Origin of the sequence: Cupriavidus sp. IK-TO18, assembly GCF_015549295.1 — a bacterium.
GTDB classification, from domain to species: domain Bacteria; phylum Pseudomonadota; class Gammaproteobacteria; order Burkholderiales; family Burkholderiaceae; genus Cupriavidus; species Cupriavidus oxalaticus_A.
On record NZ_JADGMP010000030.1, the window covers coordinates 172,049 to 189,673 of the forward strand.

17 protein-coding genes are annotated in these 17,625 nt (G+C 67.3%); 16 read left to right on the forward strand and 1 reads right to left on the reverse strand.

Annotation, left to right across the window (positions count from 1 at the left end):
- Positions 1 to 56 precede the first annotated feature (56 nt).
- The 14 genes from IPF36_RS23395 (at position 57) to IPF36_RS23460 (ending at position 14,728) form a co-directional block, all read left to right on the forward strand.
- On the forward strand, positions 57 to 1,922 hold the full coding sequence (locus IPF36_RS23395) for an ABC transporter ATP-binding protein/permease (protein ID WP_195430573.1): 1,866 nt from the start codon (positions 57 to 59) through the stop codon (positions 1,920 to 1,922).
- 94 nt (positions 1,923 to 2,016) lie between these two features.
- Positions 2,017 to 2,442, forward strand: a complete 426-nt coding sequence (locus IPF36_RS23400; protein ID WP_133094203.1) for a gamma-butyrobetaine hydroxylase-like domain-containing protein — start codon at positions 2,017 to 2,019, stop codon at positions 2,440 to 2,442.
- A 30-nt stretch (positions 2,443 to 2,472) separates the two neighbouring features.
- Positions 2,473 to 3,204 carry a bifunctional demethylmenaquinone methyltransferase/2-methoxy-6-polyprenyl-1,4-benzoquinol methylase UbiE gene (gene ubiE, locus IPF36_RS23405; protein ID WP_133093695.1) on the forward strand — a complete coding sequence of 244 codons (732 nt, stop codon included), beginning with the start codon at positions 2,473 to 2,475 and terminating at the stop codon, positions 3,202 to 3,204.
- Between the two features lie 61 nt (positions 3,205 to 3,265).
- Positions 3,266 to 4,237, forward strand: a complete 972-nt coding sequence (locus tag IPF36_RS23410) for a Tim44 domain-containing protein (protein ID WP_133093696.1) — start codon at positions 3,266 to 3,268, stop codon at positions 4,235 to 4,237.
- A gap of 148 nt (positions 4,238 to 4,385) precedes the next feature.
- Positions 4,386 to 5,060 (forward strand): SCP2 domain-containing protein, encoded by a 675-nt coding sequence (locus IPF36_RS23415; RefSeq protein ID WP_133093697.1) that lies wholly within the window; start codon positions 4,386 to 4,388, stop codon positions 5,058 to 5,060.
- 75 nt (positions 5,061 to 5,135) lie between these two features.
- Positions 5,136 to 6,710: a ubiquinone biosynthesis regulatory protein kinase UbiB gene (gene ubiB, locus IPF36_RS23420; RefSeq protein ID WP_133093698.1), complete on the forward strand. Its 1,575-nt coding sequence runs from the start codon at positions 5,136 to 5,138 to the stop codon at positions 6,708 to 6,710.
- A gap of 54 nt (positions 6,711 to 6,764) precedes the next feature.
- Positions 6,765 to 7,385, forward strand: coding sequence for a methyltransferase domain-containing protein (locus IPF36_RS23425; RefSeq protein ID WP_135704424.1), 621 nt, complete (start codon positions 6,765 to 6,767; stop codon positions 7,383 to 7,385).
- A 287-nt stretch (positions 7,386 to 7,672) separates the two neighbouring features.
- The gene (locus IPF36_RS23430; protein ID WP_135704426.1) at positions 7,673 to 9,109 is read left to right on the forward strand and encodes a sodium:solute symporter family protein; all 1,437 of its coding nucleotides are present in this window, start codon (positions 7,673 to 7,675) and stop codon (positions 9,107 to 9,109) included.
- 196 nt (positions 9,110 to 9,305) lie between these two features.
- Positions 9,306 to 9,644 carry an FmdB family zinc ribbon protein gene (locus IPF36_RS23435; RefSeq protein ID WP_135704428.1) on the forward strand — a complete coding sequence of 113 codons (339 nt, stop codon included), beginning with the start codon at positions 9,306 to 9,308 and terminating at the stop codon, positions 9,642 to 9,644.
- Positions 9,645 to 9,657: 13 nt separating this feature from the next.
- The gene (locus IPF36_RS23440) at positions 9,658 to 10,365 is read left to right on the forward strand and encodes a DUF502 domain-containing protein (RefSeq protein ID WP_195430574.1); all 708 of its coding nucleotides are present in this window, start codon (positions 9,658 to 9,660) and stop codon (positions 10,363 to 10,365) included.
- Between the two features lie 67 nt (positions 10,366 to 10,432).
- The gene (gene aspS / locus IPF36_RS23445) at positions 10,433 to 12,241 is read left to right on the forward strand and encodes an aspartate--tRNA ligase (RefSeq protein WP_133093702.1); all 1,809 of its coding nucleotides are present in this window, start codon (positions 10,433 to 10,435) and stop codon (positions 12,239 to 12,241) included.
- Positions 12,242 to 12,459: 218 nt separating this feature from the next.
- Positions 12,460 to 13,374 (forward strand): hypothetical protein, encoded by a 915-nt coding sequence (locus IPF36_RS23450; protein ID WP_133093703.1) that lies wholly within the window; start codon positions 12,460 to 12,462, stop codon positions 13,372 to 13,374.
- An 89-nt stretch (positions 13,375 to 13,463) separates the two neighbouring features.
- Positions 13,464 to 13,946, forward strand: coding sequence for a dihydroneopterin triphosphate diphosphatase (nudB, locus tag IPF36_RS23455; protein WP_195430577.1), 483 nt, complete (start codon positions 13,464 to 13,466; stop codon positions 13,944 to 13,946).
- Complete coding sequence (locus IPF36_RS23460; protein ID WP_133093705.1) at positions 13,943 to 14,728, forward strand: endonuclease/exonuclease/phosphatase family protein; 786 nt, start codon at positions 13,943 to 13,945, stop codon at positions 14,726 to 14,728. The genes nudB and IPF36_RS23460 overlap by 4 nt, the downstream gene beginning before the upstream one ends.
- A 30-nt stretch (positions 14,729 to 14,758) precedes the next feature.
- Here the strand turns inward: IPF36_RS23460 and mobB are convergent, their stop codons facing one another.
- Positions 14,759 to 15,268 carry a molybdopterin-guanine dinucleotide biosynthesis protein B gene (gene mobB, locus IPF36_RS23465; RefSeq protein WP_135704430.1) on the reverse strand — a complete coding sequence of 170 codons (510 nt, stop codon included), beginning with the start codon at positions 15,266 to 15,268 and terminating at the stop codon, positions 14,759 to 14,761.
- 60 nt (positions 15,269 to 15,328) lie between these two features.
- On the opposite strand from mobB, the gene clsB reads away from it, so the two are divergent.
- Both clsB and IPF36_RS23475 read left to right on the forward strand, forming a co-directional pair.
- The gene (gene clsB / locus IPF36_RS23470) at positions 15,329 to 16,672 is read left to right on the forward strand and encodes a cardiolipin synthase ClsB (RefSeq protein WP_135704433.1); all 1,344 of its coding nucleotides are present in this window, start codon (positions 15,329 to 15,331) and stop codon (positions 16,670 to 16,672) included.
- 343 nt (positions 16,673 to 17,015) lie between these two features.
- A complete protein-coding gene (locus IPF36_RS23475; protein WP_063236773.1) occupies positions 17,016 to 17,606 on the forward strand; it encodes a TetR/AcrR family transcriptional regulator in 591 nt (196 codons plus the stop codon).
- Positions 17,607 to 17,625 lie beyond the last annotated feature (19 nt).

Sequence of the window (17,625 nt, forward strand, 5' to 3'; positions counted from 1 at the left end):
CACGAGAACAACATGCCCGGCCATGCAACCCGCTGGCGGGCCAGAAAGCTGCCGCTATGTCCTCGACCCCCACTTCCGTCACCGTACCGGGCCCGGCCGTCCCGGCCAAGGCCCTCAAGATCCAGAGCCGGCTGCGCATGGCCGCGACCTGGGCGCTGATCAAGCCCTACTGGAAATCCGACGACCGCGTCGCCGGCCTCGGCCTGCTCGCGCTGGTGGTCGTGCTCAACCTGGGCATCGTCTATATCAACGTGCTGCTCAACGAATGGAACCGCGTGTTCTACAACGCGCTGGAGCAGCGCGACTACGCCTCGTTCAAGGTGCTGCTGCTGCGCTTCTCGTGGATCGCGGCGTTCTTCATCGTGGCGGCGATCTCGCGCCAGTACTACACCATGATGCTGCAGATGCGCTGGCGTACCTGGATGACCGGCCGCTTCATGGGCCACTGGCTCGGGCACCAGGCCTACTACCGCATCGAACAGACCCGCGCCACGGACAACCCCGACCAGCGGATTGCCGACGACCTGCGCCTGTTCACCGACGGCGCGCTGTCGCTGTCGCTGGGGCTGCTCAACTCGGTGGTGACCTTGCTGTCGTTCGTCGGCATCCTGTGGACGGTGTCGGGGCCGATCAGCTTTGCGCTGGGCGGCCAGGAGTGGACCATTCCCGGCTACATGGTCTGGTTCGCGGCCGGCTATGCGGTGATCGGCTCGCTGGTGGCGCACGTGGTGGGCCGCCCGCTGATCGGGCTCAACTTCCAGCAGGAACAGTACGAAGCGGACTTCCGTTTTACGCTGGTGCGCCTGCGCGAGAACAGCGAGCCGGTGGCGCTGTACCGCGGCGAGCCGACCGAGCAGGCCGGCCTGCGCGCGCGCTTCGACCGCATCCGCGCCAACTGGAACCAGCTGATGCGCTATACGCGGCGGCTGACCTTTGTCAGTTCCGGCTATGCGCAGTTCGCCATCATCTTCCCGATCCTGGTGGCGGCGCCGCGCTACTTCGCCGGCAAGATGACGCTGGGCGGACTGATGCAGACCAGTTCCGCGTTCGGGCAGGTGCAGGGGGCGCTGTCGTGGTTCGTCGACAGCTATGCCACGCTGGTGGGCTGGAAGGCCGCAGCCAACCGCCTGATCGATTTCCAGGAAGCGATCCGCGTGGCCGAGCGCCAGGACATGGCCCCCGGCGGCACGCGTGACATCGAGGTCGAGCATGCCGGCAAGCCGCAGGAGGGCATCGTGATCGACGGCCTCGCGCTGGCGCTGCCGGTGCGCGCCGCGCGCGGCAGCGCCGTCGGCCAGCGTCCGCTGGTGGCGCCGTTCTCGCTGTCGGTCGCGCCGGGCGAGCGCTGGCTGGTCAGCGGCCCGTCCGGCTGCGGCAAGAGCGTGCTGTTCCGCGCGCTCGCCGGCATCTGGCCCTATGGCAGCGGCACCGTGACCATGCCCGAGGGCAAGCGCATGCTGTTCCTGCCGCAGCGCAGCTACCTGCCGATCGGCACCCTTGCCGATGCGCTGGCCTACCCGGATGCCGGTACCGAGCACAGCTCGGAAGCCCTGCAGGCGGCGCTGCGCCAGGCGCGGCTGGCGGCGCTGGCCGACCAGCTCGACGTGTTCGACAACTGGTCGCTGCGGCTGTCGCCGGGCGAGCAGCAGCGGCTGGCGTTCGCGCGGGCGCTGCTGCAGAAGCCCGACTACCTGTTCCTGGACGAAGCCACCAGCGCGCTCGATGAAGATACCGAAGGCGTGATGTACCGGCTGATGGTGGAGTCGTTGCCGGATGCCGCCATCGTCAGCATTGCGCACCGCAGCACGGTCGCGGCCTTCCATGGCCGGCGCCTGCGCTATGTGCCGCAGGACGAGGAGGCGGCGCGGGCTGCGCAAGCCGGCGAGCCTGGGGTAAGCTATCGGGTTGTAAGCGAAGCGTGATGCGGCGCGAGGCGGCGCCTGGGGCGCCGCTCGCTCATGCCGCCGCGCCGGATTCCCCCCCTACAGAGCGCCCGTGAACCGGGCCGCGATCATCATGGCTGGCCTGGACAAAGACACCCCCCATCCCACCGCACTGACCGTCCACACGCAATCGCGCGTGCTGGAAGTCGGCTTCGACAACGGCCGCAGCTTCCGGCTGCCGTTCGAACTGCTGCGCGTGTATTCGCCATCGGCCGAAGTGCAGGGCCATGGTCCCGGGCAGGAAATCCTGCAGACCGGCAAGCGCGACGTCGGCGTCAATGCCGTCGAGCCGGTGGGCAACTACGCCATCCTGATCCGCTTCACCGACGGCCACGACACCGGCATCTATTCGTGGGAACTGCTGTACCGGCTGGGCGACCAGCAGGACGCGCTGTGGCAGGACTACCTGAAGCGCCTGGAAACCGCCGGCGTCGATCGCGATACCCCCATGCCTGGTGCCGGCGCTGCCGGCGGCCACGGTTGCGGCCACCACCATTGAGCCGCCCCCGACCACCCTGGAGTCTGAGAAATGAGTGAAACCCACTTCGGGTTTGAGAAAGTCGACGAAACGGAAAAGGCCGGCAAGGTCGCCGGCGTGTTCCATTCGGTGGCGAGCAAGTATGACGTGATGAACGACCTGATGTCGGGCGGCATGCACCGGCTTTGGAAGATGTTCACCATCGCCCAGGCCAATGTGCGCCCCGGCCACAAGGTCCTGGACATCGCCGGCGGCACCGGCGACCTGGCCAAGGCGTTCGCCAGGCAGGCCGGCCCGACCGGCCAGGTCTGGCTGACCGACATCAACGAGTCGATGCTGCGCGTCGGCCGCGACCGGCTGCTGAACAAGGGCATCGTCACGCCGGTGGCGCTGTGCGACGCCGAGAAGATCCCGTTCCCCGACAACTACTTCGACCTCGTCACGGTGGCCTTCGGCCTGCGCAACATGACGCACAAGGAGGCCGCGCTGGCCGAGATGCGCCGCGTGGTCAAGCCCGGCGGCAAGGTCATGGTGCTGGAGTTCTCCAAGGTGTGGAAACCCCTGGAAAAGGCGTACGACGTCTATTCTTTCAAGGTACTGCCCTGGCTGGGCGAGCGCGTGGCAGGGGATGCTCCCAGCTATCGCTATCTCGCGGAATCGATCAGAATGCATCCAGACCAGGTTTCACTTGTACGCTTAATGGAACATGCGGGCCTGGAGAATGTCGAATACTTCAATCTGACGGCCGGAGTGGTGGCGCTCCACGTCGGGCGGAAGTATTAAGAACACTTGAAATCGCCATGCTCGCCCTAAAATGGGTGAATCTGACAGGGGATAACAGCAAATGTCGTCAATTCGTGGAAAATTCCTGGTGGGGTCGCTGGTCACGGCGCTAGCCGTCGGGATGGCGTTCGACGCCGAGGCCAAGCGCATGGGTGGCTCGCGCAGCATTGGCAAGCAGTCTGAATCGGTGACGCAACGTCAGCAGACGCAACCCACCTCGCCCACGCAGCAAGCGCAGCAACCTGCACAGCAGGCAGCACCGGCCACGGCCGGGGCGGCCGGCGCGGCAGCGGCCGCGGCGCCCAAGCGTAACTGGGGCGGCATCCTCGGCGGCATCGCCGCCGGCCTGGGTATCGGCTGGCTGCTGTCGCACTTCGGCCTGGGCGGCGCGGCACTGAGCTTCCTGTCCAACCTGATCCTGATCGCGATCGTCGCCTTCGCGGTGATCTGGCTGATCCGCAAGTTCCGCGGTGGCAGCCAGCGCAGCCAGCAGCCGGCTTATGCAGGTGCGGCGGGTGCCGGCAATGCCGGCGGTTTGGGCCGCAGCGCCGAGCCGATGCTGCGCCAGCCGCTGAACACGCCGGCCAGCAACCCGGTGATGCCGGGCGCGGCGGCCGCGCCGGTGGCAGCTGATGCCGTGGCCCCGCAGCCGTGGGGCGTGCCGGCCGACTTCGATACCGACAACTTCCTGCGCAACGCCAAGGTCCACTTCGTGCGCCTGCAGGCGGCCTGGGACGCCGGCAATCTCGACGACATCCGCGAATTCACCACGCCGGAAATGTTCGCCGAGATCAAGATGGACCTGTCCGAGCGCGGCGCCGAGGTCAACAAGACCGACGTGGTCACGCTGGAAGGCCAGCTGCTCGGCATCGAGTCGACGCCGTCGCAGCATATCGCCAGCGTGCGCTTCTCCGGCATGATCCGCGAGAAGGCGGGCGAGGCGGCGCAGCCGTTCGCCGAGGTCTGGAACCTGGCCAAGCCGGCGACCGGCACCGGCGGCTGGCTGCTGGCCGGCATCCAGCAGGAGTCGTGATGCCGCGCCTCCGTGGCGAGTGATGCGCCCGGGGGAGTAGCTTAGAATGGAGGCCCACGTGAAAGCGTGGGCCTTTTTGTATTTGGGCGCCTGGCGTGCAACCTCGCCGGATGCCCGCATGTCTTCCAGCCAGCCAACCCGCGCTGCCATGAACACTCTGCCTTCCGCCCTGGCCACTCCAGCAGTCTCGGCACTGAACCACCTGCTCGAGCAGGAGCCGTGGGCCCGCAACCAGCTCGCGCCGTTTGCCGGGCGCGTGATCCGCTTCGATGCAGCCGCCTTCGTGCTGTCGCTGAAGGTGACCGAGCACGGTGGCACCGAGCTGGCGCCGGAAGCCGAGGCCCCCGCGGTGACGCTGCGCGTGCCGGTGCAGCAGTGGCCGCTGGTTGCCGCCGATGTCGCCGAGGGCGGCCAGGCCGCGGCCATGCGCCATGTGCGCATCGAAGGCGATGCCGAACTGGCCAATACCGTGTCGGCGCTGGCGCGCAACCTGCGCTGGGATGCCGAGGAAGACCTGTCCCTCGCGCTGCGCGGCATCCTGGGCGGGCCGCTCAGCGACAGCGTGGCGCAGCGCGTGGTCGGCGGCGCGCGCCAGGTCCACGAACAGGCCACGCGCATCGGCCGTGCGCTGGTCGACAACGTCACCGATTACCTGCTGGACGAGCAGCCGACGCTGGTGCGCCACGCCGCGCTGGATGCCTTCGGCGCCGACGTGGGCCAGCTGCGCGACAGCCTGGCCCGGCTGGAGAAGCGGCTGGAAAAACTGGAGCGCGCCTCCGCCACTCCCGCCGCACCCGGCCAGCTGCCGTCGCCGCACCGCTGAGTCCGGCCCCGGCCGCATCCACCCCATGCCAACCGCTAACCTGACTGCCCGCCCCGGCCCCGAGAAGACTCCCGAATGACCCGCCTCCTGCGCCTTGGCAAGATCCTCTTCGTCATCCTTTACTACGGCCTGGACGAGCTGGTGCTGTCCGGCTTCAGCAACCGCAAGATCCGTTTCCTGGTGCGCGTCATCACCATCGGCCGCAAGCTCGACATGCCGCGTGGCGAGCGCCTGCGGCGCGCGCTGACGGCGCTGGGGCCGATCTTCGTCAAGTTCGGCCAGGTCCTGTCGACGCGCCGCGACCTGATGCCGCCCGATATTGCCGACGAGCTGGCCAAGCTGCAGGACCAGGTGCCGCCGTTCGACTCGGCGGTGGCGGTCAGGATCATCGAGCGCTCGCTGGGTCGGCCGATCGCCCAGCTGTTCGACACCTTCGAGCACCAGCCGGTGGCCAGCGCGTCGATCGCGCAAGTCCACTTCGCCACGCTCAAGGGCGGCCCCAACCACGGCCGCGAGGTCGCGGTGAAGGTGCTGCGCCCGGGCATGCTGCCGGTGATCGACAGCGACCTGGCGCTGATGCGCGACATGGCCACCTGGCTGGAGCGCTTCTGGGCCGACGGCAAGCGCCTGAAGCCGCGCGAGGTGGTGGCCGAGTTCGACAAATACCTGCACGACGAACTCGACCTGATGATCGAGGCGGCCAACGCCAGCCAGCTGCGCCGCAACTTTGCCGACACCAACCTGCTGCTGGTGCCCGAGGTGTTCTGGGACTGGTGCAGCAGCTCGGTGTTCGTGATGGAGCGCATGCATGGCATCCCGATCTCGCGCACCGAATCGCTCAAGGCGGCCGGCGTCGACATGCACCAGCTGGCCGAGGAGGGCGTCGAGATCTTCTTCACCCAGGTGTTCCGCGACGGCTTCTTCCATGCCGACATGCACCCGGGCAACATCCTGGTGTCGGTGCAGCCGGAGTCCTTCGGCCGCTACATCGCGCTGGACTTCGGCATCGTCGGCGCGCTGTCTGAGTTCGACAAGAACTACCTGGCGCAGAACTTCATCGCCTTTTTCCGCCGCGACTACCACCGCGTGGCGCTGCTGCACGTGGAATCCGGCTGGGTCCCGCCCGAGACCCGCGTGGAAGAGCTGGAAAGCGCGGTGCGCGCCTGCTGCGAGCCGTACTTCGACAAGCCGCTGAAGGAAATCTCGCTGGGCATGGTGCTGATGCGCCTGTTCCAGACCTCGCGCCGCTTCAATGTCGAGATCCAGCCGCAGCTGGTGCTGCTGCAGAAGACGCTGCTCAATATCGAAGGACTGGGCCGCCAGCTCGATCCGGACCTGGACCTGTGGAAGACCGCCAAGCCGTTCCTGGAGCGCTGGATGTACGAGCAGGTAGGCTGGAAGGGCGCCTGGGAGCGGGTCAAGGTGGAAGCCCCGCAGTGGGCCAAGATGCTGCCGGACTTCCCGCGGCTGGCGCACCAGTTCCTGGAGCGGCGCGCGCTGGCCGGCAACGGCGAGCAGGACAAGCTGCTGGCGCAGCTGGTGGCCGAGCAGCGCCGCACCAACCGGCTGCTGGGCACGGCGCTGCTGCTGGTCGGCGGCTTTGTCGCCGGCATCGTGCTGACGCACGTGCTGGCGTGGGGCGGCTACTGACAAGCGACCCGCTATATAAGTAAGAGTAAGCAGGCAAACGAGGAGACAGTCCCCATGGCCGACGTGCCCAAGCCCGCCCCGGCGTTCAGCACGCGCAACGCCGCCGACCCGTCATTCTGGGACGAGCGCTTCGCGCAGCACTTCACGCCCTGGGACGCAGGCGGCGTGCCGGAGGAGTTCCGCCAGTTCATCGCCGGCCGCGCGCCGTGCCCGACGCTGGTGCCGGGCTGCGGCAACGGCTGGGAGGCAGCGTGGCTGTTCGAGCAGGGCTGGCCGGTGACGGCAATCGATTTTTCGGCGCAGGCGGTGGTCTCGGCCAAACGCGCGCTGGGTCCGGCCGGGGCGGTGGTGCAGCAGGCCGATTTCTTCGCCTTCACGCCCCAGCCGCCATGCCAGCTGGTCTACGAGCGTGCCTTCCTGTGCGCGCTGCCGCCGGCGATGCGGGGCGCCTATGCCGTCCGCGTGGCCGAGTTGCTGCCGCCGGGCGGCTTGCTGGCTGGCTACTTCTACGTGGGCGAGAACCGCGGCGGACCGCCCTTCGCGATGCCCGAGGCCGAGCTGGCGGCTCTGCTGGGAACCGCTTTCGAGCGCCTGGAAGACCGGCCCTCGGCCGCGCCGCTGCCCGTGTTCCAGGGGCAGGAGCGCTGGCAGGTGTGGCGGCGGCTGGGCGGCTGAGCGTTCGCTCCCAGCCGTTGTGGCGCTCCGGATGCACCCGCGTGGCGCATTTGCCCCACCCGGGAATTTTTTTGTCCCGTGCCGGTCTGCGTCGCTATAATCCGCGTTTTGATTCGGCTACGACCGCAGGCCCTGCCGCGCGCTCCCGCTCCGGGAACTCGCCAAGAAGCTCCTCACGCGGCCCCGACCGATGAATTGGACTCCGGGCAGGCGCACCTGACGTATCACGCAAGCCGCCCCGGCATTCGGTTTTTCGCCACAAGGGCACTTTCTGCATAGGCAGCGGCATGCTGATCTGGTTCGTCATCATCTACTGGGTAATCTCGGTCGGCATCGGCCTGTGGGCGGCGCTGCGCGTACGCAACACCACCGATTTCGCCGTCGCCGGGCGCAGCCTGCCGTTCCACATCGTCACCGCCACCGTCTTCGCCACCTGGTTCGGCTCCGAGACCGTGCTGGGCATCCCGGCCGTGTTCCTTAAGGAGGGGCTGTCGGGGGTGGTGTCTGACCCGTTCGGCTCGTCGCTGTGCCTGATCCTGGTGGGCCTGTTCTTCGCCCGGCCGCTGTACCGGATGAACCTGCTGACCATCGGCGACTACTACCACAACCGCTACGGCCGGCTGGCCGAGGTGCTGACCACGCTGTGCATCGTGGTCTCGTACCTGGGCTGGGTCGCGGCGCAGATCAAGGCGCTGGGGCTGGTGTTCTATACGGTCTCGGACGGCGCGCTGTCGCAGGAGGCCGGCATGATGATCGGCGCTGCCAGCGTGCTGGTCTATACGCTGTTCGGCGGCATGTGGTCGGTGGCGATCACCGACTTCATCCAGATGATCATCATCGTGATCGGCATGGTGTATATCGGCTACGAAGTCAGCGGCCAGGCCGGCGGCGTCACGGCGGTGGTGTCGCACGCGGCCGCGGCGGGCAAGTTCGAGTTCCTGCCGGCGCTGGATTTCGTGCAGATCATCGGCTTTGCCGCGGCGCTGTTCACCATGATGCTGGGCTCGATCCCGCAGCAGGACGTGTTCCAGCGGGTGACTTCGTCGCGCACCGAGCAGATCGCCGGGCGCGCCTCGGTGCTGGGCGGCGTGCTGTATTTCTGCTTCGCCTTTATCCCGATGTTCCTGGCGTATTCGGCCACGCTGATCGATCCGGGCATGGTGGCCAAGTACATCGACACCGATTCGCAGCTGATCCTGCCGCAGCTGATCCTGCAGCATGCCCCGATGTTCGCCCAGGTGATGTTCTTCGGCGCGCTGCTGTCGGCGATCAAGAGCTGCGCCTCGGCGACGCTGCTGGCGCCGTCGGTGACCTTTGCCGAGAACATCCTGCGCCCGTACTTTCGCCATCTCGACGACAAGCAGTTCCTGCGCGTGATGCAGAGCGTGGTGCTGGTGTTCACCACGCTGGTGACGCTGTTCGCGCTGAACTCGCACCTGTCGATCTTCCATATGGTCGAAAATGCCTACAAGGTCACGCTGGTGTCGTCCTTCGTGCCGCTGGCCTTCGGCATGTTCTGGAAGCACGCCACCCGCCAGGGCGGCCTGGCCGCGATCCTGCTGGGCCTGACCTCGTGGCTCACCTGCGAGGTCGCCTTCGCCGATGCGGTGGTCCCGCCGCAAATGGTAGGCCTGATGTTCTCGATCAGCGGCATGGTGGTCGGCTCGCTGCTGCCGCAGTGGATCGCGGATCACGCGCCGGTCAAGGAAGTGCATATCGCCTGACCCGGCGCCTCGCCACTCCCAAGGCAGGGCCCCGATAGCCCTCCATTTCCGGTCATCAGCCAGCCACAGAACGGTTTATAATTCAAGGCTTTGCATCGCCATGCGGGGCGGCGCGCGCGGGTTTCCGCGCTCTCCGGCACCGGCGGCGATGCCCGCCTTTGTACCGATTTCCGTAGTTTTCTCGCCAAAAGACACCATGCCGATCTATGCCTACCGTTGCGACGCCTGCGGCCACGGGCGCGATGTGCTGCAAAAAATGAGCGACGCCCCGCTGACGGACTGCCCGTCGTGCGGCGCCGCCGGTTCGTTCAAGAAGCAGCTGACCGCGGCCGGCTTCCAGCTCAAGGGCTCGGGCTGGTACGTGACCGACTTCCGCGGCGGCAGCGGCGGCACCAGCGCGCCGGCCGCGGGCGGTGCGGCTGCCGGCGCGGCAGCGGCCAGCGCCCCGGCCGCCGCCGAATCGTCTTCGGCCAGCACCACCGCCGCCGCCGCGCCTGCCGCCGGCGGTTGCGGCAGCGCCTGCGCCTGCCACTGATCCGGATCGCCACGTGGTCGCCAAGAAGACTTCCGCCCTCAAGACCTGGTTCCTAACCGGTCTGCTGGTGCTGGTGCCGCTGGGCATCACGCTGTGGGTGCTCAGCCTGATCATCGGCACGATGGACCAGAGCCTGGCACTGCTGCCCGAGGCCTGGCGCCCGGACCGGCTCATGTTCGGCAAGCGCGTCACCGGCCTCGGCGCCATCCTGACGCTGCTGTTCATCCTGCTGGTCGGCCTGCTGGCGCATAACTTCATCGGTCAGCGCCTGGTGCGCTGGTGGGAAGCGCTGCTGGGCCATATCCCCGTGGTCGGCCCGATCTACACCAGCGTCAAGCAGGTGTCGGACACGCTGCTGTCGTCGTCGGGCAATGCTTTCCGCAAGGCGCTGCTGGTGCAGTATCCGCGCGAGGGCTCGTGGACCATCGCCTTCCTGACCGGCCGCCCCGGCGGCGACGTGCAGAACCACCTGCAGGGCGAGTACGTCAGCGTCTACGTGCCGACCACGCCGAATCCGACTTCGGGCTTCTTCCTGATGATGCCCAAGGCCGACACCATCGAACTCGACATGACCGTCGATGCCGCGCTCAAGTACATCGTCTCGATGGGCGTGGTGGCGCCGGCCGAGCTGCCCCGCAAGAGCGATAGCGCGCCGCCGCAGCAGCGGCCGCCGGCCAGCCGCGCCAGCAGCGGGGAAGCGGTCGAGACGACCGATCCTTAAGCATTCAAACAGATACGAGCCGCCCGATCTGCTTCGGGCGGCAGCGTTTTACCGGGAATCTCTCCTTATGTCCTCCATGCGTACTCACTACTGCGGTCTGGTGACCGAACAATTCTCGGGCCAGGAAGTGGCCCTGACCGGCTGGGTCCAGCGCCGCCGCGACCATGGCGGCGTGATCTTCATCGACCTGCGCGACCGCGAAGGCCTGGTGCAGGTGGTGTGTGACCCGGACCGCCCCGAGATGTTCAAGGCCGCGGAAGAGATCCGCAACGAGTTCTGCATTCGCGTCACCGGCAAGGTGCGTCCGCGCCCGGCCGGCACCGAGAACGCCAACCTGACCTCGGGCAAGATCGAAGTGCTGTGCCACGAGCTGACCGTGCTGAACCCGTCGGTCACGCCCCCGTTCCAGCTCGACGACGACAACCTGTCGGAAACCACCCGCCTGACGCACCGCGTGCTGGACCTGCGCCGCCCGCAGATGCAGTACAACCTGCGCCTGCGCTACAAGGTGGCGATGGAAGTGCGCAAGTTCCTGGACGCCCAGGGCTTCATCGACATCGAGACCCCGATGCTGGGCAAGAGCACGCCCGAAGGCGCGCGCGACTACCTGGTGCCGTCGCGCGTGAACCCGGGCCACTTCTTCGCGCTGCCGCAGTCGCCGCAGATCTTCAAGCAGATGCTGATGGTCTCGGGCTTCGACCGCTACTACCAGATCACCAAGTGCTTCCGCGACGAAGACCTGCGCGCGGATCGCCAGCCTGAATTTACGCAGATCGACTGCGAGACCTCGTTCCTGACCGAGCAGGAGATCCGCGACCTGTTCGAGGACATGATGCGCACGGTGTTCAAGAACGCCATCGATGTCGACCTGGACGCCAAGTTCCCGGTGATGGAGTTCCGCGAAGCCATGGCCCGCTTCGGCTCGGACAAGCCTGACCTGCGCGTCAAGCTGGAATTCACCGAGCTGACGGAAGTGATGAAGGACGTCGATTTCAAGGTGTTCTCGGGCCCGGCCAACAGCGACAACGGCCGCGTGGTCGGCCTGCGCGTGCCGGGCGGCGGCGCCATCTCGCGTGGCGAGATCGACGCCTACACCCAGTTTGTCGGCATCTACGGCGCCAAGGGCCTGGCCTGGATCAAGGTCAACGAAGTGGCCAAGGGCCGCGACGGCCTGCAGTCGCCGATCGTCAAGAACCTGCACGACGCTGCCATTGCCGAGATCCTGAAGCGCACCGGCGCCCAGGACGGCGACATCATTTTCTTCGGCGCCGACAAGGCCAAGGTGGTCAACGACTCGATCGGCGCGCTGCGCCTGAAGATCGGCCACTCCGACTTCGGCAAGGCCAATGGCCTGTTCGAGGACGCCTGGAAGCCGCTGTGGGTGGTGGACTTCCCGATGTTCGAGTACGACGAGGAAGACGCCCGCTGGGTCGCCATGCACCACCCGTTCACCAGCCCCAAGGACGAGCACCTGGAATACCTGGAGACCGACCCGGGCAAGTGCCTGGCCAAGGCCTACGACATGGTGCTGAACGGCTGGGAAATGGGCGGCGGCTCGGTCCGTATCTTCCGCTCGGACATCCAGAGCAAGGTGTTCCGCGCGCTCAACATCAACGACGAGGAAGCCCGCGCCAAGTTCGGCTACCTGCTGGACGCGCTGCAGTACGGCGCGCCCCCGCACGGCGGCCTGGCCTTCGGCCTGGACCGTATCGTGACCATGATGGCCGGCGCCGACTCGATCCGCGACGTGATCGCCTTCCCCAAGACCCAGCGCGCCCAGGACCTGCTGACCCAGGCCCCGAGCTCGGTCGACGAGAAGCAGCTGCGCGAGCTGCACATCCGCCTGCGCGCTGCGGAACCGAAGCCGAACGCCTGAGTTGCTGTGCCTCCCGGGTAAAGAAAGCCGCGCCGATGCGCGGCTTTTTTGCTTTCTGCGCAATACCGCGCCCGCGGTGCCGCCTGCAGCGCTTTGGTTTCGATTTGTTACCGCTAGGAACGAAGCCCGCGACGGCCGTGTCTCCTTTCTTTGACAGGTAATTTGCCGAGGGGCCTCCGCGATGAAGGTTCCCGGCGCTCGGGAGGAAATTCGTGAACATGAACCTGGATACCGAACTGATCCGCCAGTTCCTGCTGGCTCACCAGGAAACCATCGTGACCTGGCTGGTGGCCGGGCTGGTAATGATGCTGCTGGCCCGCTTCGAGCTGCGCCGCGCCCAGCGCCGCGCGGCGGTGGCCATGTCCGAATCGGTGGCTACCACGGTGGCCGCCTGCGTGCCGGATATCGCTCATGCCGTGCAGGCGGCGTCGCCGCAGCCGCTGGCCGAACCGGTCGAGATGCAGCGTGCCGAAGCGCTGCGCCGGCTGGCGCTGGACACCGTCGGCGCGGTCATGACGCGCGGGCGCTGGCTCGATGAGCTGGGCAACCTGCGCCTGGCGGACGACGCGCTGCTCGACGGCCAGCGTGCCGGCGGCGCTGACCCGCTGCTGGTGGTGGCGCCGCAGCCGTCGGTGCAGGCCTACCTGGCGGCCCAGCGCGTGTTCGAGGACGAGGCCGCGCAGGTGCAGGCGCTGCGCCGCGATGCCCAGCGCCACCAGGAAGCGCTGCAGGCGCTTGACGCCGAGGCCGCCCATATCGAGCAGGAAACCGGCAGCATCGTGCTGCGCTTCGAGCAGGTCAATGCGCAGGCTGCCCAGGGCGTCGATGGCGGCGACTACCAGCGCTTCCTGATCCAGAAGTACAACGCCCTTGGCCAGCGTGAGAAGGACATCGCACAGGAGCGCGTACACCTGCAGGCCCAGGCGCGGCTGAGCGCCGACGTGCTGGCCGAGCGCGCCCGCTCTGCCTCGCGGCGCTACCGCGAGTCGCTGGCGCCGCTGATGGACCAGCTGCGTGCCGCCTGGGGCCATGGCGACTCGCCGCAGGTGTTCGATACCTGGCAGCATCAAGGCACCGGGCAGGGCACCGAGCCGTACCTGGCGCCCCACGCCTCCGCGCGCAACGCTGCCTGAGACAGGGCCATCGGTCCCGGGGACCGCGCTTTCGCGTGGCAAGCGCGCGCGGCTGCGCTATCCTTGGGTTTGTCCTTTCGCCCAGTCCCATGCCCTACAAGATTCCGGAATCCGTGCTGGTCGTGATCTACACGCCAGATCTTCAAGTCTTGCTGCTGGAACGCGCCGATCGCCCGGGGTTCTGGCAGTCCGTGACCGGCAGCCTCGATACCCTGGACGAACCCCTGGCATTGACCGCCGCACGCGAGGTGGCGGAGGAAACCGGCATCATTACCGGCGAGCACCTGCTGGCCGACTGGGGCCATTCGATCCAGTACGAGATCTACCCGCAGTGGCGGCACCGCTACGCCGAAGGCGTCACGCGCAATTCCGAGCACTGGTTCGGCCTGCGCGTGCATGAAGCGTTGCCGGTGACGCTGGCGCCACGCGAGCACCTGCAATACAAGTGGCTGCCGTGGGAGCAGGCCGCCGCCCAATGCTTCTCCAGCAGCAATGCCGAAGCCATCCGCCAGCTGGCCTGGCGCGCGGCCGGTGCCGCCGGGCAGCAGGCGCTATGCGGAGCGCAGCCATGAAACTGCGCGTGGTCACCTACAACATCCACAAGGGGGTGACCGGCCTGTCGCGGCGCCCGCGCATCCAGAACGTGCGGGCCGGCCTGCATGCGATGGATGCGGACATCGTCTTCCTGCAGGAAGTGCAGGACCGCAACGACCGCCTGGTGGCGGCGGCGCTGTTCGATCCCGACCATACCCAGCTCAACTACCTGGCGACCGATGCGTATCCGCATTCGGTCTACGGGCGCAACGCGGTCTATGACTACGGCCATCACGGCAACGCGATCCTGTCGCGCCATCCGATCCTGATGTCCGAAAACCTCGACATTTCCGACCACCGCTTCGAACAGCGCGGACTGCTGCATGCGGTGGCGGACATCAACGGCATCGAGACCCACCTGATCTGCGTGCATTTCGGCCTGTTCGCCCGCAGCCGCGCCCGCCAGGCCGAGGCGCTGGTCGAGCGCGTGCGCAACGTGGTGCCCGAGGGGGTGCCGCTGGTGATCGCCGGCGACTTCAACGACTGGAACCACCGGCTCGATGCGCAGATCTGCAATACGCTGCATGCGGTGGAGGCGTCGCACGCGCGCGGCGCGCGGCTGCATACGTTCCCGAGCCATATGCCGTGGTGGCAGCTGGACCGGATCTACGTGCGCGGCTTCGAGATCGAGCGCGCGCACGCGCTGACCGGGCGGGACTGGGCGCAGCGGTCGGACCATGTGCCGCTGGTGGCGGAACTGGGTCGTGCGCACAAGGAGGCTGTGGAAGCGGCGGCCGAGCAGCGGGACAAGGCTGCCTGAGGCAGTCGCGCAGGCCGCGTCGGGGAACAGCTAGCGGCTCGAATAGTCGCGGATAAAGGCGAACACCGCATCCGGATCGTTCAAATCCAGCACCGGCAACGACGTCATCGCCGCGGTGCCCGCGACATCTTCACTAGCCACCGCCACCACCCCCGGTACTTCGTCCCACAGCGGCGCACGCCCCAGCCCGGGCCGGAACACCTCCAGCTTTGGAAAATCGCTGCGCTTGTAGCCCTCCACCAGCACCAGGTCGATGTCGGCCGGCAGCACCGCCAGCGCGTCGTCCAGCTCCGGCGAAGGCACTGCCTCGGGATAGTGTCGCATCAACGTCAGGTGGCGCGCGCCGACCAGCACCACGTTGGCGCAGCCGGCCTCGCGCATGCGCCAGGAGTCCTTGCCCGGCGTGTCGGGATCGAAGCCGTGGTGGGTGTGCTTGACGCCGGCCACGCGCACGCCGGCGGCGACAAAGCGGGGGATCAGCTGGTCGAGCAGCGTGGTCTTGCCGCTGCCGGACGAGCCGGTGATGCCGAATACCTTCACGATCAGGATCCGTGGGGGGCGCGTCGATGATGGCAACGACGATAGCAGAGATCCGCCCACATGTGCACGGGGCGCCTTCCGGACAGCATTCTGTCCGATAATCTCGGCATGTCACGGATATCCCACTCCGAGCGGCCGCATGTGACCGCCGCTGGCACTGCCGAAAACACTGCCGACGGGCAACGCCATCGCATGCTGCGCTGGACATGGCGCCGCGGCAAGCCGACCAGCGGCAACACCGTGCGCCTGCTGCACGGCGGCCAGGACTTCTTTCCCGCGCTGATCGAAGCGATCGACCAGGCCGCTTTCCAGGTAGTGCTGGAAACCTACATCTATGCCGACGACGACATTGGCCGCGCCGTCAGCGAAGCGCTGGTACGTGCCGCCGCGCGCGGCGTCTCGGTTCGCGTCACCGTCGACGGCTTCGGCGCCGGCGACATGCCCGCCGCCATGGCCGAGCGCCTGAGCGGGGGCGGCGTACAGCTGCGCGTCTACCGCAAGCTGCACGGCTTCCGGCTGGCCCGGCGCCACCTGCGCCGGCTGCACCGCAAGCTGGCGGTGATCGACGGGCAGGTGGCCTTCGTCGGAGGCATCAACATCATCGACGACCTCAACCACGGCCCGTTCGAAGGCACCAACCTGGGACCGCGCTACGACTTCGCGGTGCAGGTCAGCGGCCCGCTGGTGGACCGCATCGCGCTGACCGCCGAACGGCTCTGGTGGCGCCTGGCGCTGCGCGACACGTACGGCAGCGGCCGCGCCGCAGCGGTGGCCGACTACCCGCTGCTGACCGACCTGCCACCCCGTGCCGAGCCCACCGGCGGCGTGCGGGCCGCGCTGCTGCTGCGCGACAACCTGCGCAACCGCCGCACCATCGAGCGCGAATACCTGCGCGCGCTCGGCGCCGCGCGCCATGATGTGATCCTGGCCAACGCCTACTTCCTGCCCGGCCACAAGATGCGCCGCGCGCTGCTGGCCTGCCGCGCGCGCGGCGTGCGCGTGCGGCTGCTGCTGCAGGGCATGGTCGAATACCGGCTGCAGCACTACGCCACGCACGCGCTCTATGCCTCCCTGCTGGAAGCCGGCGTGGAGATCTACGAGTACGCAGAGAGCTTCCTGCACGCCAAGGTCGGCGTGGTCGACGAAGCGTGGGCCACCGTGGGTTCGAGCAATATGGACCCGTTCAGCCTGCTGCTGGCGCGCGAAGCCAACGTGGCCGTTTATGATGCTGCCTTTGCCGCGGAACTGCGCACGGCGCTGGAAAGCGCCATTGCGCACCGCAGCGTGCGCGTCATGCCGGAAGCCCATGCACGGCGCTCGCCGCTGCACCGGCTGGCGAACTGGACCGCGTACATGCTGCTGCGGCTCGGCGTGATCATCGCCGGCGTCACGGGGCGCTACTGAAACGGTTGCCACTGTCCGTTTGCTGCCATGCGGCGACGCACGGCTTGCGATCCGTTGCGTCGCCTTGCGTGACGGGCATGCTGCATTGCGGCCCATTTAGAAACACGGGTCTAATTAAAAGCTTGAAGGTCGACTGCTGCGCCAGAATAATCTGAACGACCGTTCTTTTTTGGCTTAGACTGCGTGCATTCGCGGTATGCAGCGGCAAATTCGCCAGCTTCCGCAAACAAAATGCAACGTCAGGGTCATACGCACAGGCCGCAGCAGGGCCTTTGCAGAACGGAGAAATAACATGCGACACCAGTCAGCCCGTCTCGAATCCGCCGCCGCCTCCCCCGCGCCCATGCGCAAGGGTGAAATGACGCGCGTGGCAATTCTGGATGCCGCACTGGAACTGTCGTCCCGCGACGGGCTTGAGGGTCTGACCATCGGCCTGCTCGCGGAACGGATGCAGATGAGCAAGAGCGGCGTCTTCGCGCACTTCGGTTCGCGCGAAGACCTGCAGGTGGAGGTGGTGCGGGAGTATCACCGCAGGTTCGAGCAGGAGGTGTTCTACCCCTCGCTGCAGGAGCCGCGCGGACTGCCCCGGCTGTGGTCGATGGTGCGGCGCTGGATGGAGAAGCGCATCCAGGAAGTGACGACTGGGTGTATCTACATCAGCGGCGCCGTGGAGTACGACGACCGTACCGGCAGCCTGGTGCGTGACGAGCTGGTCAAGAGCGTCACCATCTGGCGGGCAGCGCTGAATCGCGCCATCGACCAGGCCAAGGAAGAGGGCCATTTGCGCGCGGATTGCGATCCGCGCCTGATGCTGTTCGAGATGTATAGCCTTGAACTAGGCTTGCATCATGACGCCCGTTTCCTGCGCCTGCCTGACAGTGCCGAGCTTGCCATGGTCGCGCTCAACAAACTGATTCAGTCTTACCGTACCTGAGGCCGTCGGGTCGGACCGG

What these genes read in the sequence shown, in the direction of transcription:
- IPF36_RS23395 (WP_195430573.1), top strand. Translation starts at nt 57, where the DNA reads ATGTCCTCGACCCCCACTTCCGTCACCGTACCGGGCCCGGCCGTCCCG.
- IPF36_RS23400 (WP_133094203.1), top strand. Translation starts at nt 2,017, where the DNA reads ATGGCTGGCCTGGACAAAGACACCCCCCATCCCACCGCACTGACCGTC.
- ubiE (WP_133093695.1), top strand. Translation starts at nt 2,473, where the DNA reads ATGAGTGAAACCCACTTCGGGTTTGAGAAAGTCGACGAAACGGAAAAG.
- IPF36_RS23410 (WP_133093696.1), top strand. Translation starts at nt 3,266, where the DNA reads ATGTCGTCAATTCGTGGAAAATTCCTGGTGGGGTCGCTGGTCACGGCG.
- IPF36_RS23415 (WP_133093697.1), top strand. Translation starts at nt 4,386, where the DNA reads ATGAACACTCTGCCTTCCGCCCTGGCCACTCCAGCAGTCTCGGCACTG.
- ubiB (WP_133093698.1), top strand. Translation starts at nt 5,136, where the DNA reads ATGACCCGCCTCCTGCGCCTTGGCAAGATCCTCTTCGTCATCCTTTAC.
- IPF36_RS23425 (WP_135704424.1), top strand. Translation starts at nt 6,765, where the DNA reads ATGGCCGACGTGCCCAAGCCCGCCCCGGCGTTCAGCACGCGCAACGCC.
- IPF36_RS23430 (WP_135704426.1), top strand. Translation starts at nt 7,673, where the DNA reads ATGCTGATCTGGTTCGTCATCATCTACTGGGTAATCTCGGTCGGCATC.
- IPF36_RS23435 (WP_135704428.1), top strand. Translation starts at nt 9,306, where the DNA reads ATGCCGATCTATGCCTACCGTTGCGACGCCTGCGGCCACGGGCGCGAT.
- aspS (WP_133093702.1), top strand. Translation starts at nt 10,433, where the DNA reads ATGTCCTCCATGCGTACTCACTACTGCGGTCTGGTGACCGAACAATTC.
- IPF36_RS23450 (WP_133093703.1), top strand. Translation starts at nt 12,460, where the DNA reads ATGAACCTGGATACCGAACTGATCCGCCAGTTCCTGCTGGCTCACCAG.
- nudB (WP_195430577.1), top strand. Translation starts at nt 13,464, where the DNA reads ATGCCCTACAAGATTCCGGAATCCGTGCTGGTCGTGATCTACACGCCA.
- IPF36_RS23460 (WP_133093705.1), top strand. Translation starts at nt 13,943, where the DNA reads ATGAAACTGCGCGTGGTCACCTACAACATCCACAAGGGGGTGACCGGC.
- clsB (WP_135704433.1), top strand. Translation starts at nt 15,329, where the DNA reads ATGTGCACGGGGCGCCTTCCGGACAGCATTCTGTCCGATAATCTCGGC.
- IPF36_RS23475 (WP_063236773.1), top strand. Translation starts at nt 17,016, where the DNA reads ATGCGCAAGGGTGAAATGACGCGCGTGGCAATTCTGGATGCCGCACTG.